Genomic DNA, 12,566 nt, shown 5'->3' on the forward strand with positions numbered 1-12,566 from the left:
AAATGGCAACAAAAAATCCTGGTGATATCGTCGTTCCTCCTTTAGGTGAGTCGGTTTCAGAAGCAACAATTGCACGTTGGCTTAAAAAAAAAGGCGACGTTGTAAAACTTGACGAGGCTCTTGTTGAGTTAGAAACTGATAAAGTCACATTAGAAGTGAATGCACCTCAAGCAGGTATTCTAAATGAAATTAACGTGGCCGTGGGGGCAACGGTTAGAGTAGGTGATTTACTTGGATCTATCGCAATCAGTGGGACGCAAATTTCAACAGAACCCTCTAAAGTTGAATCTTCTCCAAAACCAGTTATTGAAGAACAAAAATCCCCTCAAAAAGAAGGAGCGCTTTCTATTGCTGATCTTTTAAAAAATCAACAGAAGATTTCCAAAGCAGAATCATCTGGACCGAGTGCAAAAAAAATCGCAGAAGAAAACAATCTGAATTTAAAAGATGTTCCAGCAACAGGTAAAGACGGACGAGTAACAAAAGGCGATGTATTAGGTTTTCTTGATCAACCGCCTCAAGAAGCGAGTGCTAAACAAGCTCCAATTTCTGTTGAACGCATAGAGGAGCGTGTGAAAATGACGCGTTTGCGTCAGAGAATTGCTGAACGTTTAAAAGAAGCACAAAACACTGCAGCCATGCTTACGACTTTTAATGAGATTGATATGAGTCGTGTGATGGATTTGCGTAATACATATAAGGATAGCTTTGAGAAAAAGAATGGTGTGCGTTTAGGCTTTATGTCTTTTTTCGTCAAAGCTGCAGTGAGTGCCTTGAAAGAAATTCCTAGTGTGAACGCTGAAATTTCTGGAGATGAGATTGTCTTTAAAAATTATTACGATATTGGCGTTGCAGTATCTGCCCCTCAAGGTTTAGTGGTACCTGTTTTGCGTGGAGCAGATATTCTTAATTTTGCAGGCATTGAACAGGAAGTTGTTAACCTTTCTAACAAAGCACGTGATGGGAAATTAGCTATTAGTGATCTCTCAGGCGCCACATTTACTATTACGAATGGCGGTGTTTTTGGTTCACTCATGTCCACACCTATTTTAAACTACCCACAATCTGGTATTCTAGGTATGCATAAAATTCAAAAACGTCCAGTCGTTGTGGACGATAAAATTGAGATTCGACCTATGATGTATATAGCACTAACTTATGATCATCGCATTATTGATGGGCGTGAAGCTGTTACTTTCCTTGTTCGTATAAAGGAATGCGTCGAAAATCCAGAACGTTTATTGTTGAACGCATAAAAGAAAAAAGAAATGTCAAAAAACTATGATCTTATAATAATTGGTGCGGGACCTGGTGGATATGTAGCGGCTATACGTGCAGCACAACTGGGGATGAAAGTAGCGTGCGTTGACAAACGAAAAACGCTAGGCGGGGTGTGTCTTAACGTTGGATGCATTCCTTCAAAAGCTCTTTTACAATCCTCTCAAAAGTGGTCAGAGGTGAACAAACTGCTTGATATTCATGGCATTGAAATTTCAGGTGCTAAGTTGGATTTAAGCAAAATGATGGCGCGTAAAAATAAAGTTGTTGAAGATCTGACACGCGGTATCCAGTATCTCTTTAAAAAAAACAATATTGATTTTATTCAAGGGCTTGCATCTTTCAAATCTACGAGTCAGGTGAGTGTGAAAAATGATTCAGGGAATGAAACAGTTTTGAATGCGGATAAGATCATCATCGCTTCTGGCTCTTCACCTACACTCTTACCGGGAATTTATCTTGATGAGGAAAAGGTTGTAAGTTCAACAGGAGCTCTTAGTTTAAACATATTGCCTGCAAAGATGGCTGTGATCGGAGGCGGTTATATAGGCCTTGAAATGGCTTCTGTTTGGAGCCGACTGGGGTCTGAAGTGACTGTGATTGAATTTTTCGATCGTATTGTTCCGATGATGGATAACGAAGTAGGACAAGCCCTTTTGAAAAGTTTACGTAATCAAGGGATTAATTTTAAGCTTTCTACAAAAGTTACCAGTGTTAAAAAAGCTAAAAATGGTCTTACGTTAACTCTGGAGTCAGCTCAAGGGGGAAATATAGAAGAGCTTGATGCAGATGTTTTGCTATCGTCCGCAGGACGTCGTGCAAACACGGAAGGCTTAGCTTTAGAAAAAATTGGTGTTGCTCTAGAAGAAGCCGGACGCATAAAAGTTGATGAGAATTTTAAAACTTCAGTAAATGGAATTTATGCTATTGGTGATGTAATACGTGGACCTATGCTGGCTCATAAAGCTGAAGAAGAAGGGGTCGCTGTTGCTGAATATCTGGCAGGTCAAAAATCTCATGTAAATTACGCTGTCATTCCAGCCGTTATTTACACACATCCGGAAGTCGCGAGTGTTGGTAAGACCGAAGAAGAACTAAAAAAATCCAGTATAGCCTATAAAGTAGGAAAATTTCCTTTTTCAGCCAATAGTCGTGCAAAAGCCAATTCGGATGTGGAGGGGTTTGTCAAAGTGATTTCCCACGCTGTTTCAGATGAAGTCTTGGGAGTTCATATTATCCATTCTGAAGCAGGAACTATGATTGCTGAAGCAGCTATGGCTATGGAATTTAAAGCTTCAAGTGAAGATATTGCACGGACGTGTCATGCTCATCCAACGCATAGTGAGGCTCTAAAAGAGGCGGCTTTGTCAGTCCTTGGACGTTCCATCCATATCTAGATTAGCGCGTTTTTATTATTTTCTATTTTTGTAACTAACCGTTTTTATTAACGATAAATTAATAATTGCAATGCTTATAATATACTGTTGAAAATCAAATGGAGCTAACAATATGAAAAAGAACGTTATTTTGCTTTCAATGCTTGCACTTTGCACTGTTGGCGTAACAGAAACTTATGGTGCCGGCATAACAGATTTACTCGCAACAATTAAAAAGAAGGGTAGTCCCAAGGAAATTTGTAAAAAGGCGAGCTTTTTTAGCGGTGTTGTTACAATTCGCTCATTTGAAGGCGCGCTTTGTAAAAATAAAGTAGTCGCTGCTGTTGCAGAACAAATATGTCCTAACGCAGCTTCAGATTATATGGATTCTGGATGTCACAAAGAAGCTGTTAAAGCTTTGGCAGGCAAAACACCTGCTCAAGTGACTGAAGAAGCAAAAGCAACAGGTACTTCAGATGAGCAAAAACTTGTAGAAGCTGCTGGATAAATCTATTTACGTCTTTTAAGAGCCCAGTTTAAAAAACTGGGCTTTTTCTTTTGAAGAAACCACTGTCTCCATTTCATCGCTTAAAATAATGAAATCTAACTCCATTCTTGCAAGGTGGAAGAGTTTCTGGCACTGTCTTTCCAACCTTTGAAAAGGAAGGAGAAGGGTTCTCCTTTTAAAATAATTATGAACAACAACAGGATTTGAGGAATGTCACACTCATACTATCTTGCCATTATTGGTTGTGGTGCTTTGGCTCTTTTATATGGCCTATATGCATCACTCAGCGTATTAAAAGAACCACAAGGAAGCAAACGGATGCAAGAAATCGCCGGCGCCATTCAGGAGGGAGCGAGTGCATATTTAAACCGTCAATATTCAACGATTGCTCTTGTTGGAGTTATTATAGCGGCTCTATTAACTTACTTACTAGGAAAAGCCGTTGGTTTAGGCTTTGTGATTGGTGCGACCCTTTCGGGTATTACTGGGTATGTGGGAATGTTTGTCTCTGTAAGAGCAAACGTTAGGACTGCAGAGGCAGCAAGAAAGAGTATGTCCCATGCTTTGAACGTTGCGTTTAAAGGAGGAGCTATCACAGGAATGCTTGTAGTTGGATTAGGTCTAATTGGAGTAACCAGCTATTATGTTTTTCTGAAAACAGGTCAACATGCCCAACGTCAATTACTCGAAGCCCTCATTGCTCTTAGCTTTGGAGCTTCATTGATTTCTATTTTTGCGCGTCTTGGTGGCGGCATTTTTACGAAAGGTGCGGATGTTGGTGCTGATCTGGTTGGAAAAATCGAAGCGGGCATTCCAGAAGATGATCCCCGTAATCCTGCGGTTATTGCCGATAACGTTGGTGATAACGTAGGTGATTGTGCAGGTATGGCGGCCGATCTTTTTGAGACTTATGTGGTTACAATCGTGGCAACAATGGTGTTGGCGGCAATTTCCACATCGGGAGCTACGCAAGAATTGCTTATGGGCTATCCTCTTGTAATTGGTGGAGTATGCATTGTAGGGTCGATCTTGGGAACTTTCGCTGTCAGGCTATCAAAAAACAAAAACATTATGGGAGCTTTGTATAAAGGTTTAATTACCTGCACTGTTCTATCTGCCATTTTTGTTGTTACGGCTACTCACTATCTCCTTGGTTTTCATAATACTTTTGAAATCTCTGGCCATCTTGTAACAGGTATGAATTTATTATCCTGTGTATTTACAGGATTAGTGGTAACAGGACTTATTGTATGGATTACTGAATACTATACATCGACAAATTTTCGTCCTGTTAAAAGCATTGCATCTGCTTCAAAAACAGGTCATGCGACTAACATTATCCAAGGCCTTGCTGTATCAATGGAATCCACGGCTTTACCAGTTCTTGTAATTTGCGGAGGAATTCTTGTAGCCTTTATGAATGCTGGACTTTTTGGTGTAGCGATTGCTGCTACTTCAATGTTGGCCTTAGCGGGAATGATTGTTGCTTTAGATGCCTATGGTCCAATTACTGACAACGCTGGTGGTATTGCTGAAATGTCCGAGATGCCTTCTTCAGTTAGAACTGTTACAGATGCTTTGGATGCCGTTGGTAACACGACAAAAGCAGTAACCAAAGGGTATGCTATTGGATCTGCAGGTCTTGCAGCTTTAGTGTTGTTTACAGCTTATACAGAAGATCTACATCATTATTTCCCAAGCTCTCAATGTTCCTTTAGTCTTCAAGATCCCTATGTTGTGATTGGTCTCTTTATAGGCGGTCTATTACCTTATCTCTTTGGAGCTATGGGAATGATGGCAGTGGGGCGGGCAGGAGGTGCAGTTGTCCTTGAAGTACGTCGTCAATTTAAGGAAATCAAAGGTATCATGACAGGTAAAGCAAAACCTGAATATGGTCGTGCAGTTGATCTTTTGACAAAAGCTGCAATCAAGGAAATGATTATACCTTCTTTATTACCGGTATTGGCTCCGCCTCTTCTATATTTTGTGATTTTGCCTTTTGCTGGTCAAACAGCAGCATTCACAGCAGTAGGAGCAATGCTTTTAGGAACGATCGTAACCGGCCTCTTTGTAGCAATTTCTATGACTTCAGGAGGTGGTGCGTGGGACAACGCCAAAAAATATATTGAAGATGGACATTTGGGTGGAAAAGGTTCTGATGCCCATAAAGCAGCAGTGACAGGAGATACGGTTGGTGACCCATATAAAGATACTGCAGGTCCGGCTGTGAACCCTATGATTAAGATTGCGAATATCGTTGCACTTTTGTTATTGGCGATATTAGCGCATTAATAACGAAGTATCATGAGGCAAAAAAAAGGGCCCTGTAGGGCCCTTTTTTATACCTTCTTTTTAATCTCTATGCAGGTTGAATTTCAGGAACAAGTTTAACATCTTTCTTATAAATTTCTTTTATAAATAAGACAATAAACGAGGCCGCGATTAAACATGCAGGGATAATCAAAAGAGCAATTCGAAAATCATCGATGCTATAAGAAGCTTCACCAGTAGCCCCTGTTGTGCCTGAACTTAACCTCAAAATATAACCAAGAAGAGGCTGAAGGATGACCCCAGAAATCATACAAAGCATGTTGTGGGTGCCGGAAGCAGTCGCTGTACGACTTCTCAGGTTAATGTCTGCTACACCGCCAAATGCGACAAACTGACCGGATGATAGGAAACCTGCAAAAAGATACAACCACTCTGTAACCGCAAAGGATTTTGGAGGGTAAAAAATCATTATTATGAAGAGAATACCTGTGCTGATAGCACTAACAGCCATTGTCCATCGATAACTTTGAAAGAGAGCAAGTACTCCTGACCACGCAGGTCCACCAACACCAACACCAATATAAAAATAAGCAATAGCTTCAGCTGCAGTTGTGCGATCCGTGTTAAAAAGTTTAGTTAAATAAGGGACTCCCCATAGATCCGCAAATCCAGAAAGAGGAGCGTACATAAGCATACCATAAAGACCAAAGAGCCATGTTTGAGGGTTTTGAAGAATACCACGAATAGCATAAAAAATATTTTCTTTTGGTAGATTTTTCGATTGAGTAACTATAGGCTTGCTGCGAACAACACTAAAAGCAAGTACTGCAATAAGCGCGCTTATAACCCCTAAAATAAGATTGACAGTTTGCCAATCATAAGCATCAAGAAGCATGGAAAGAGGACGTGTTCCTCCGACAGCTCCCGTCGTTCCAATAATCAAAGCCATTCCTACGAAAAATGTAAGAAGTTTTGGAGGAAGCCATTCAGAAGAAACTTTAATACATGATAGAAGACCAAAAGCTGAACCTATTCCCATTAGAAAGCGTCCAACGGTTAAAACGCTGAGATCAGTACTGGTTGCGAAAATAAAACATCCTAAAGCACACAAAACGCATGCTACGCTGAGAGGATGACGAACACCCACTCGGTCTATGAGTATTCCTGCAGGAATCTGCATGCCTGCGTAACCATAATAATAGGCTGACGCTAAAACCCCAAGTATACAAGCATCAACGCTGAGGGTCGTCATAAGATCTTCAGCCATAACACCAGGAGAAACACGAATAATGAATTGGAAACCATAGAAAAGGGCGGCACAAAACCACATGATGAGCCCCTTAGTCGAAAGCATCTTTAGCATTAGTTATTCACTTTCAAATTTGCAAATACAAAAAAATATCCCCCTTAGGTGTCTAAAATTCAGACATCTTGATAGAGGAAAATTCAATAAATTACTAAACTATTAAAAGATGTTTTTTGATTTAGAGTCAATTAATATTTTTTGAATTGACTAAATATATGATGTAAAAAACTCATAGAAAAATCTCTTTAAAGATTAGACTTTTCGATCAGAATATTCACTATACCCTATGTGGATTAGCAGGGAAAAATATTACCGACAGTAATAAGCTAACAATAGCTCTGTATTTCATAATTCGCACCTGTTATATATTTTTTTAAATTTCTTAATTGTTAAATGGATTGTTAGAGGACTCCCTATGAGAGAAGACTTACATGAGATTGAATTTACAACGAATCCAAGTTTGGAAGTTTTAGCGACTTTGACAAAAGGAATTAACGACGATTCCAATGAGAGTGGAATTCATTCTGACGTTGAGCCTTTTGGGCTTGTCTTGCGTGATAAAAATGAAAAAATTATCGCAGGTGCTAGTGGCTTCGTTCTCTACGGGGGCATTTATACGGCTCAACTATGGGTGGATAAGCTTCTAAGGGGAAAGGGTCTTGGAAGAATGTTGATGGGGAAAGTACACGATTATGCGAGAAGCAAAGGGTGCTTGATCTCTACACTGCGTACAATGAGTTTTCAAAGAGCATTAAAATTTTATGAGAAATTAGGATATTACGTTGAATATAAGCAAGAAGGCTATGAAAACGGCCATGCTTGTCTTTATCTTGTAAAAAATTTGAAAAAATAATATCTAAATAAATTTAAATAAACTTAATACTCTCTTTAAGAAATATAAAATGTTTTTATGTAATCTATAACTATTGGTTGTTTTTGAATGGAATGTAAAATGCTGAAGTTTATTTCAATGTTAATGGTGTGTGTTGTTTTTTCTTCAAGTGCCGACGCTCAATGTCCACGTAATTCAACAGTTCAAAGGATATTTGGTCATCTTTTTTCAGGTCAAAAAGTAAATATAGACGGTAATGTGTGGGCAGTTGAAAGAATGAATTCAGACGTTGAGTTTTTAGACAGCGATCCTCAAAGAGTTGATACTCCCAAAGAAGCGTTAGCGCAAAATAGTAAAACCTGTGTTTATGAAGCTTATGATGCTAGAGGGCATAAAAGCTCTTTAACAATGAATGATCATGGCCCATTACATTTTAGATAAGAAAATAAAATGTGAAGCGTAGCATAGAGATTTCATCATGCTTGGTGTAATTAAGAAGTTTTTTCATAAATATAAAGCATGGATGATCACCCATGCGGCTGTCCCCCCTCTGCTTTTTCTTTTAGGGTATGATCCTAATAATTGGAAGCTACTTACGCCTTATTCTGGCTATTTTTCATTAGCTATGTTAGCTCTGGTGGTGAGTTTAAATCCTTTACGAAAAATTTTCCCCACTGCAAGCTTTCTAAGAACTCTTAATCTCTATCGTCAACAAATAGGAGTAGCATGTTTTTCTTACGCTGTAATTCACATTCTATGCTTTATCATTAAACGAAGCGATATATTAGAGACTTTAAAATATTTTTTGCATCCAGCATTAATCCCAGTCGTTTTTGTCGCTTTTCCTATTTTCTTTCTATTAGCGCTGACGAGCAATAAGTATTCTTTGAAAAAGCTTGGGTTTTTGAAATGGAAAAAATTGCATAAGATGGTTTATTGGGCTGAAGCGGCCGTATTTCTTCATATGCTTTTAGTCGGGCAAAAGCTCTATGCTTTTCTTATTTTTATTCCTTTAGTGACTCTTCAAAGCTTCTCACGAAAATATACAAAGAAAGAACCACAAGGCATCAGTAAAAAATGAAGGAAGTTACTGATCGTTTGATTTTGTTTTAAAGTACTTGTAAAACAAAAAAATAATTATAAAAGCTGCCCAAGCATAGTTAGAATACATCAAGAACTGATTGCTGTTTATGTTAAATTTTGGGGTATCTATATTTTCTAGTATTTCTCTAAAAGAAAAAATCCCTATGAGAGATGATAAAATCAGCTGAGGCCAAATCATAAGGTGAACGATAAACTTATCGATAGGCCGCTCTGCCGGCTTTAAACCTTTTAAGATTTTGACTTTAATTGTTGAAAAGTAATAGCGCGTTCCAAAAAGCCCAAGGCCAACAATCAAGAGTATCCGGGGGAAGGGTATTAGAGCTAAGAAGGTGTAATTAATAACTAAAATATGAGATAAAACGCCGGTGTATAAAAAAAATAATTGAAAAAGAGCGGCTTCCAAATACATGCGTCTATAGGCCAGCCAATAGGACGAGAAAAAAGTCGCAGGCCAATTCCAATAAAAATGCCGCTCTCCCGTCAAGAGTTTCTCAGCGGCTTGTTGGTAATAGCGATCAGCTTCATTACCATCCCCCTTTTCTATATAATTCAATAAAGTTTGTTTGGATATGCGTGCCATAGTTGCGTCCTGATTCATAAATTTCAAAACACCCAGTTACTTAACAATCTCGAGATTTGCAAATAAACGCCTTATAAAAGCGAGGGGCTTCTGTTGCCCGGTGCCCCTCCGACCGCGTTATTGAGAATTAAGCAGCAGCTGCTACAGCTGGTGCAGATCCCGCACCCATTGAAGGGGTTGGAACCGTAAAATTCTTAACAACGAATGCAGTATTTTTAGCTGCACTTATTTGATATAGCCCGATAACGGCGGTACAATGCCGGGCAAAAACCATACCTTTCAACGCACGTCGATCCTATTTCACCCCCACCAAAAGGGCCTATTTTTAAGGCCTTTTTGGTGGAGGCGCCGGGTACCGCCCCCGGGTCCGTATCGCCTATTGCGTATAGCGTTTATCACCATAGTCAGTTACCTGACACTATTAGTATAGTGATGTTTAATGAAAATTGCAAATTTTGTTAATATTTTGCCTAAGGATTAGGCTTTGCGAAAGCGTGATATAATTTGCCCATCAAGTTCGATAACTGCATGCCAATCGTTTAATCGACGATCCCAAGTAAGTCTATCCCCATATTGAGCTTCATAGATGACTGTTGGTTCTTCGTTTTCTTCTCGCAAAGCAATGCAGCGAACAATATAGGGTTTTTCACCTTTAATATCACGATAATGATAATAAATAGACCCGACTTCGGGGTCTGAGACCGTTATTTTTTCCTTGAGTTTTGTAGACATAACCTAAGCAGCAAGAGCGTGTTCAGGTTTTTGATGGGTCCACCAAGGTTCATCAAGATCTTTGAGATGACAAAGGATTTTCTCTACATGAAGACATATGGCTTTACCCCCAGAGAATAGCAAATGAACTTCTCCATCAATATCACCATGAACAGCCAATAAACAAAGAGGCTGATGACGATCTTTTTTGGGATGAATTCCATTGGCACGAATTTTATGAACATGGGAAAAGTAGATACCTGAATGAATCCGTTGATGGAGTTTAACCCCTTCATGTTCTTCGCCTGGGTGTTCCCAGCGAAAGCGATTTGCGAGGAGAACAAAAACCTTAGGATCTTTGTGGTAATGCATCGTTGTTGGATAGAGAATAGCATCCTGCAAATGGGCAGAGAAAATCTTTAAATCTGTATGATCCTCAGCTCTTAATTTAAGAGGCGTATGTTCTGTCGTCACTGGCTTCTCCCTGAATTCTTTCAATTTGTGCGCCACAAGCCCTTAATTTATGTTCTACTTTTTCATAGCCTCGGTCAAGATGATAAACGCGACTCACAACAGTTTCTCCTTGTGCTGCAAGACCCGCAAGAACGAGAGACACGGATGCCCGTAAATCTGTTGCCATTACTGGAGCACCTTTAAGGAATTTCTTACCACGAACTAAAGCTGTGTTGCCTTTCACTTGTATATCTGCCCCCATACGATTCAGTTCAGGAACATGCATAAAACGATTCTCAAAGATAGTTTCTCTAATAATAGAAGCGCCATCGGCAATAGTCATGAGTGCCATTATCTGAGCTTGGAGATCAGTGGCGTAACCAGGATAGGGCTCTGTCGTAATATCTACAGGTCCTAATCGACCTGTATGTTCTGCATGAATAGTATCTTTTGTGGTTGTAATCTTAATTCCTGCTTGCATTAAAACGGGTAAAACCGTGGGAATAAGAGTAGGATCTGTGTGAGTTAATAAGAGCGAGCCACCAGTGATTCCAGCGGCCATAATATAAGTTCCTGTTTCGATGCGGTCTGGCAAAATGCTATGAGTGGCTGCCTTGAGAGAATCAACCCCCTCAATTATTAAGGTTGTAGAGTCCAAACCAGTGATCTTGGCTCCCATCTTTATAAGACAATGGGCAAGGTCAGTTACTTCTGGCTCTTGAGCTGCATTAATAAGACGTGTGACGCCTTTGGCGAGTACCGCTGCCATCATAAGATTCTCGGTTCCTGTGACGGAGACTAATGGGAAAGTTATATCAGCACCTTTAAGACCTTTTGGAGCGCGTGCTGTTACATAGCCTGCTTCTAGCTCAATCTCCGCTCCCATTTGTTCAAGGCCCTTAATATGAAAATCAATAGGTCGAGTACCTATAGCGCAACCCCCAGGAAGAGATACACGCGCATAGCCTGTGCGAGCAACCAGAGGTCCCAAAACCAAAATTGAAGCGCGCATTTTGCGCACGAGATCATAAGGAGCTTCTTTATCATGAATATCATCGGCTTTAAGAATGATTTCATGGCTGCTTGGTACATGGGTAAGGCTGACGCCCATATGTTCCAAAACTTGAGCTAACGTTTCGATATCGTGGAGTTCAGGCAAGTTAGTCAATGTGAGAGGTTGATCCGTTAAAAGAGAGGCTGTCATCAATGGTAGCGCCGCGTTTTTGGCGCCAGAGATGCGAATAGTACCTTTTAGAGGGTTGCCTCCGATAATGCTGATTCTATCCATGGGTTATTCAGCTTGCTGTACGACGTCGAATAACGTGAGGGAGAGTAACTCCTTCTTGGCCCATATACTTTCCTTGACGATCTTTATAGGAAACTTCGCAGACATCAGTGGCTTTCAGGAACAAAAATTGGCATGCACCTTCATTGGCATAAATCTTGGCGGGGAGGGGGGTAGTGTTTGAAAACTCAAGCGTTACATAACCTTCCCACTCGGGTTCTAAAGGTGTAACATTCACGATAATACCGCAACGCGCATAAGTGGATTTGCCAAGACAGATCACTAAAACATCGCGCGGAATTCGAAAATATTCAACAGTACGAGCCAAGACAAAACTATTAGGGGGGACGACACAAACGTCAGTTTCCCGTTCAACAAAACCGCGATGGGAAAAATCTTTCGGATCAACGATCGCATTATCAACGTTCGTAAACACTTTGAATTCGTTAGCGACACGAGCATCATAGCCATAGGATGAGAGCCCATAGGAGATTTTTCCTTCGGCAACCTGGCGGTCTTCAAAAGGGGTAATCATGGCATGGCGTTTAGCTGTTTCGCGGATCCAGGTATCGGGAAGAATCGGCATGGTTTCTCTCTTGTAAAGTTTATAATAATGATCGCTCGATACTAAGCGTAAGGCTTATGTTGATGCAAGCGGATTTTCCGCTCAAACGAACTTCCTTCTTATTTTTTTATAGCGTACGTCAATGATACGGATTCCTCTCCCTATTATTACATTTCTTTAGATCTCATGCCCGAGAGGGAGGAATATCTCAATTAAAGCAGTTAAAACAATGGGTTTCTGGATTTTTAATCTAGTGATCTAGGACAGCCCCATAAACAAAAATATAAAGATTTAAGA

At 40.0% G+C, this 12,566-nt stretch carries 13 protein-coding genes and 1 other RNA gene; 7 read left to right on the plus strand and 7 right to left on the minus strand.

Going from position 1 to position 12,566, the window contains the following annotated elements; genetic code table 11:
• The first annotated feature begins 2 nt into the window (after positions 1–2).
• From odhB to GQ61_RS00470, 4 genes are all read left to right on the plus strand, one after another.
• Positions 3–1,256 carry a 2-oxoglutarate dehydrogenase complex dihydrolipoyllysine-residue succinyltransferase gene (gene odhB / locus GQ61_RS00455; protein WP_085783422.1) on the plus strand — a complete coding sequence of 418 codons (1,254 nt, stop codon included), beginning with the start codon at positions 3–5 and terminating at the stop codon, positions 1,254–1,256.
• A gap of 12 nt (positions 1,257–1,268) precedes the next feature.
• Complete coding sequence (lpdA, locus tag GQ61_RS00460; protein ID WP_085783423.1) at positions 1,269–2,675, plus strand: dihydrolipoyl dehydrogenase; 1,407 nt, start codon at positions 1,269–1,271, stop codon at positions 2,673–2,675.
• Positions 2,676–2,787: 112 nt separating this feature from the next.
• Positions 2,788–3,162: a hypothetical protein gene (locus GQ61_RS00465; RefSeq protein WP_085783424.1), complete on the plus strand. Its 375-nt coding sequence runs from the start codon at positions 2,788–2,790 to the stop codon at positions 3,160–3,162.
• Positions 3,163–3,372: 210 nt separating this feature from the next.
• A complete protein-coding gene (locus GQ61_RS00470) occupies positions 3,373–5,454 on the plus strand; it encodes a sodium-translocating pyrophosphatase (RefSeq protein WP_085783425.1) in 2,082 nt (693 codons plus the stop codon).
• Between the two features lie 67 nt (positions 5,455–5,521).
• On the opposite strand, the gene GQ61_RS00475 is transcribed toward GQ61_RS00470, so the two are convergent.
• Complete coding sequence (locus GQ61_RS00475; protein ID WP_198157346.1) at positions 5,522–6,763, minus strand: MFS transporter; 1,242 nt, start codon at positions 6,761–6,763, stop codon at positions 5,522–5,524.
• A gap of 391 nt (positions 6,764–7,154) precedes the next feature.
• Here GQ61_RS00475 and GQ61_RS00480 point away from each other — a divergent pair, with 391 nt between their 5' ends.
• The 3 genes from GQ61_RS00480 to GQ61_RS00490 all read left to right on the plus strand — a co-directional run bounded on the left by GQ61_RS00480 (position 7,155) and on the right by GQ61_RS00490 (position 8,652).
• The gene (locus tag GQ61_RS00480; protein ID WP_085783427.1) at positions 7,155–7,592 is read left to right on the plus strand and encodes a GNAT family N-acetyltransferase; all 438 of its coding nucleotides are present in this window, start codon (positions 7,155–7,157) and stop codon (positions 7,590–7,592) included.
• A gap of 99 nt (positions 7,593–7,691) precedes the next feature.
• A complete protein-coding gene (locus GQ61_RS00485) occupies positions 7,692–8,012 on the plus strand; it encodes a hypothetical protein (protein ID WP_085783428.1) in 321 nt (106 codons plus the stop codon).
• A gap of 37 nt (positions 8,013–8,049) precedes the next feature.
• Positions 8,050–8,652 (plus strand): ferric reductase-like transmembrane domain-containing protein, encoded by a 603-nt coding sequence (locus GQ61_RS00490; protein ID WP_085783429.1) that lies wholly within the window; start codon positions 8,050–8,052, stop codon positions 8,650–8,652.
• Between the two features lie 6 nt (positions 8,653–8,658).
• On the opposite strand, the gene GQ61_RS00495 is transcribed toward GQ61_RS00490, so the two are convergent.
• The 6 genes from GQ61_RS00495 to dcd form a co-directional block, all read right to left on the minus strand.
• The gene (locus GQ61_RS00495; protein ID WP_198157347.1) at positions 8,659–9,255 is read right to left on the minus strand and encodes a DUF2628 domain-containing protein; all 597 of its coding nucleotides are present in this window, start codon (positions 9,253–9,255) and stop codon (positions 8,659–8,661) included.
• 78 nt (positions 9,256–9,333) lie between these two features.
• Positions 9,334–9,711: a transfer-messenger RNA gene (gene ssrA, locus GQ61_RS00500) on the minus strand.
• 21 nt (positions 9,712–9,732) lie between these two features.
• Positions 9,733–9,987 carry a DUF1653 domain-containing protein gene (locus GQ61_RS00505; RefSeq protein WP_085783431.1) on the minus strand — a complete coding sequence of 85 codons (255 nt, stop codon included), beginning with the start codon at positions 9,985–9,987 and terminating at the stop codon, positions 9,733–9,735.
• A gap of 3 nt (positions 9,988–9,990) precedes the next feature.
• Positions 9,991–10,440: a DUF2948 family protein gene (locus GQ61_RS00510; RefSeq protein ID WP_198157348.1), complete on the minus strand. Its 450-nt coding sequence runs from the start codon at positions 10,438–10,440 to the stop codon at positions 9,991–9,993.
• Positions 10,415–11,707 (minus strand): UDP-N-acetylglucosamine 1-carboxyvinyltransferase, encoded by a 1,293-nt coding sequence (murA, locus tag GQ61_RS00515; RefSeq protein ID WP_085783433.1) that lies wholly within the window; start codon positions 11,705–11,707, stop codon positions 10,415–10,417. The genes GQ61_RS00510 and murA overlap by 26 nt, the downstream gene beginning before the upstream one ends.
• A 7-nt stretch (positions 11,708–11,714) precedes the next feature.
• A complete protein-coding gene (gene dcd / locus GQ61_RS00520) occupies positions 11,715–12,290 on the minus strand; it encodes a dCTP deaminase (protein ID WP_085783434.1) in 576 nt (191 codons plus the stop codon).
• Positions 12,291–12,566: the final 276 nt, after the last annotated feature.

The organism is Candidatus Nucleicultrix amoebiphila FS5 (assembly GCF_002117145.1).
Classification (GTDB): Bacteria; Pseudomonadota; Alphaproteobacteria; order Caedimonadales; family Nucleicultricaceae; genus Nucleicultrix; species Nucleicultrix amoebiphila.

What these genes read in the sequence shown, in the direction of transcription:
- lpdA (WP_085783423.1), top strand. Translation starts at nt 1,269, where the DNA reads ATGTCAAAAAACTATGATCTTATAATAATTGGTGCGGGACCTGGTGGA.
- GQ61_RS00485 (WP_085783428.1), top strand. Translation starts at nt 7,692, where the DNA reads ATGCTGAAGTTTATTTCAATGTTAATGGTGTGTGTTGTTTTTTCTTCA.
- GQ61_RS00490 (WP_085783429.1), top strand. Translation starts at nt 8,050, where the DNA reads ATGCTTGGTGTAATTAAGAAGTTTTTTCATAAATATAAAGCATGGATG.
- GQ61_RS00475 (WP_198157346.1), bottom strand. Translation starts at nt 6,763, where the DNA reads ATGTGGTTTTGTGCCGCCCTTTTCTATGGTTTCCAATTCATTATTCGT.
- GQ61_RS00470 (WP_085783425.1), top strand. Translation starts at nt 3,373, where the DNA reads ATGTCACACTCATACTATCTTGCCATTATTGGTTGTGGTGCTTTGGCT.
- GQ61_RS00465 (WP_085783424.1), top strand. Translation starts at nt 2,788, where the DNA reads ATGAAAAAGAACGTTATTTTGCTTTCAATGCTTGCACTTTGCACTGTT.
- GQ61_RS00480 (WP_085783427.1), top strand. Translation starts at nt 7,155, where the DNA reads ATGAGAGAAGACTTACATGAGATTGAATTTACAACGAATCCAAGTTTG.
- GQ61_RS00505 (WP_085783431.1), bottom strand. Translation starts at nt 9,987, where the DNA reads ATGTCTACAAAACTCAAGGAAAAAATAACGGTCTCAGACCCCGAAGTC.
- GQ61_RS00495 (WP_198157347.1), bottom strand. Translation starts at nt 9,255, where the DNA reads ATGGCACGCATATCCAAACAAACTTTATTGAATTATATAGAAAAGGGG.
- odhB (WP_085783422.1), top strand. Translation starts at nt 3, where the DNA reads ATGGCAACAAAAAATCCTGGTGATATCGTCGTTCCTCCTTTAGGTGAG.
- murA (WP_085783433.1), bottom strand. Translation starts at nt 11,707, where the DNA reads ATGGATAGAATCAGCATTATCGGAGGCAACCCTCTAAAAGGTACTATT.
- dcd (WP_085783434.1), bottom strand. Translation starts at nt 12,290, where the DNA reads ATGCCGATTCTTCCCGATACCTGGATCCGCGAAACAGCTAAACGCCAT.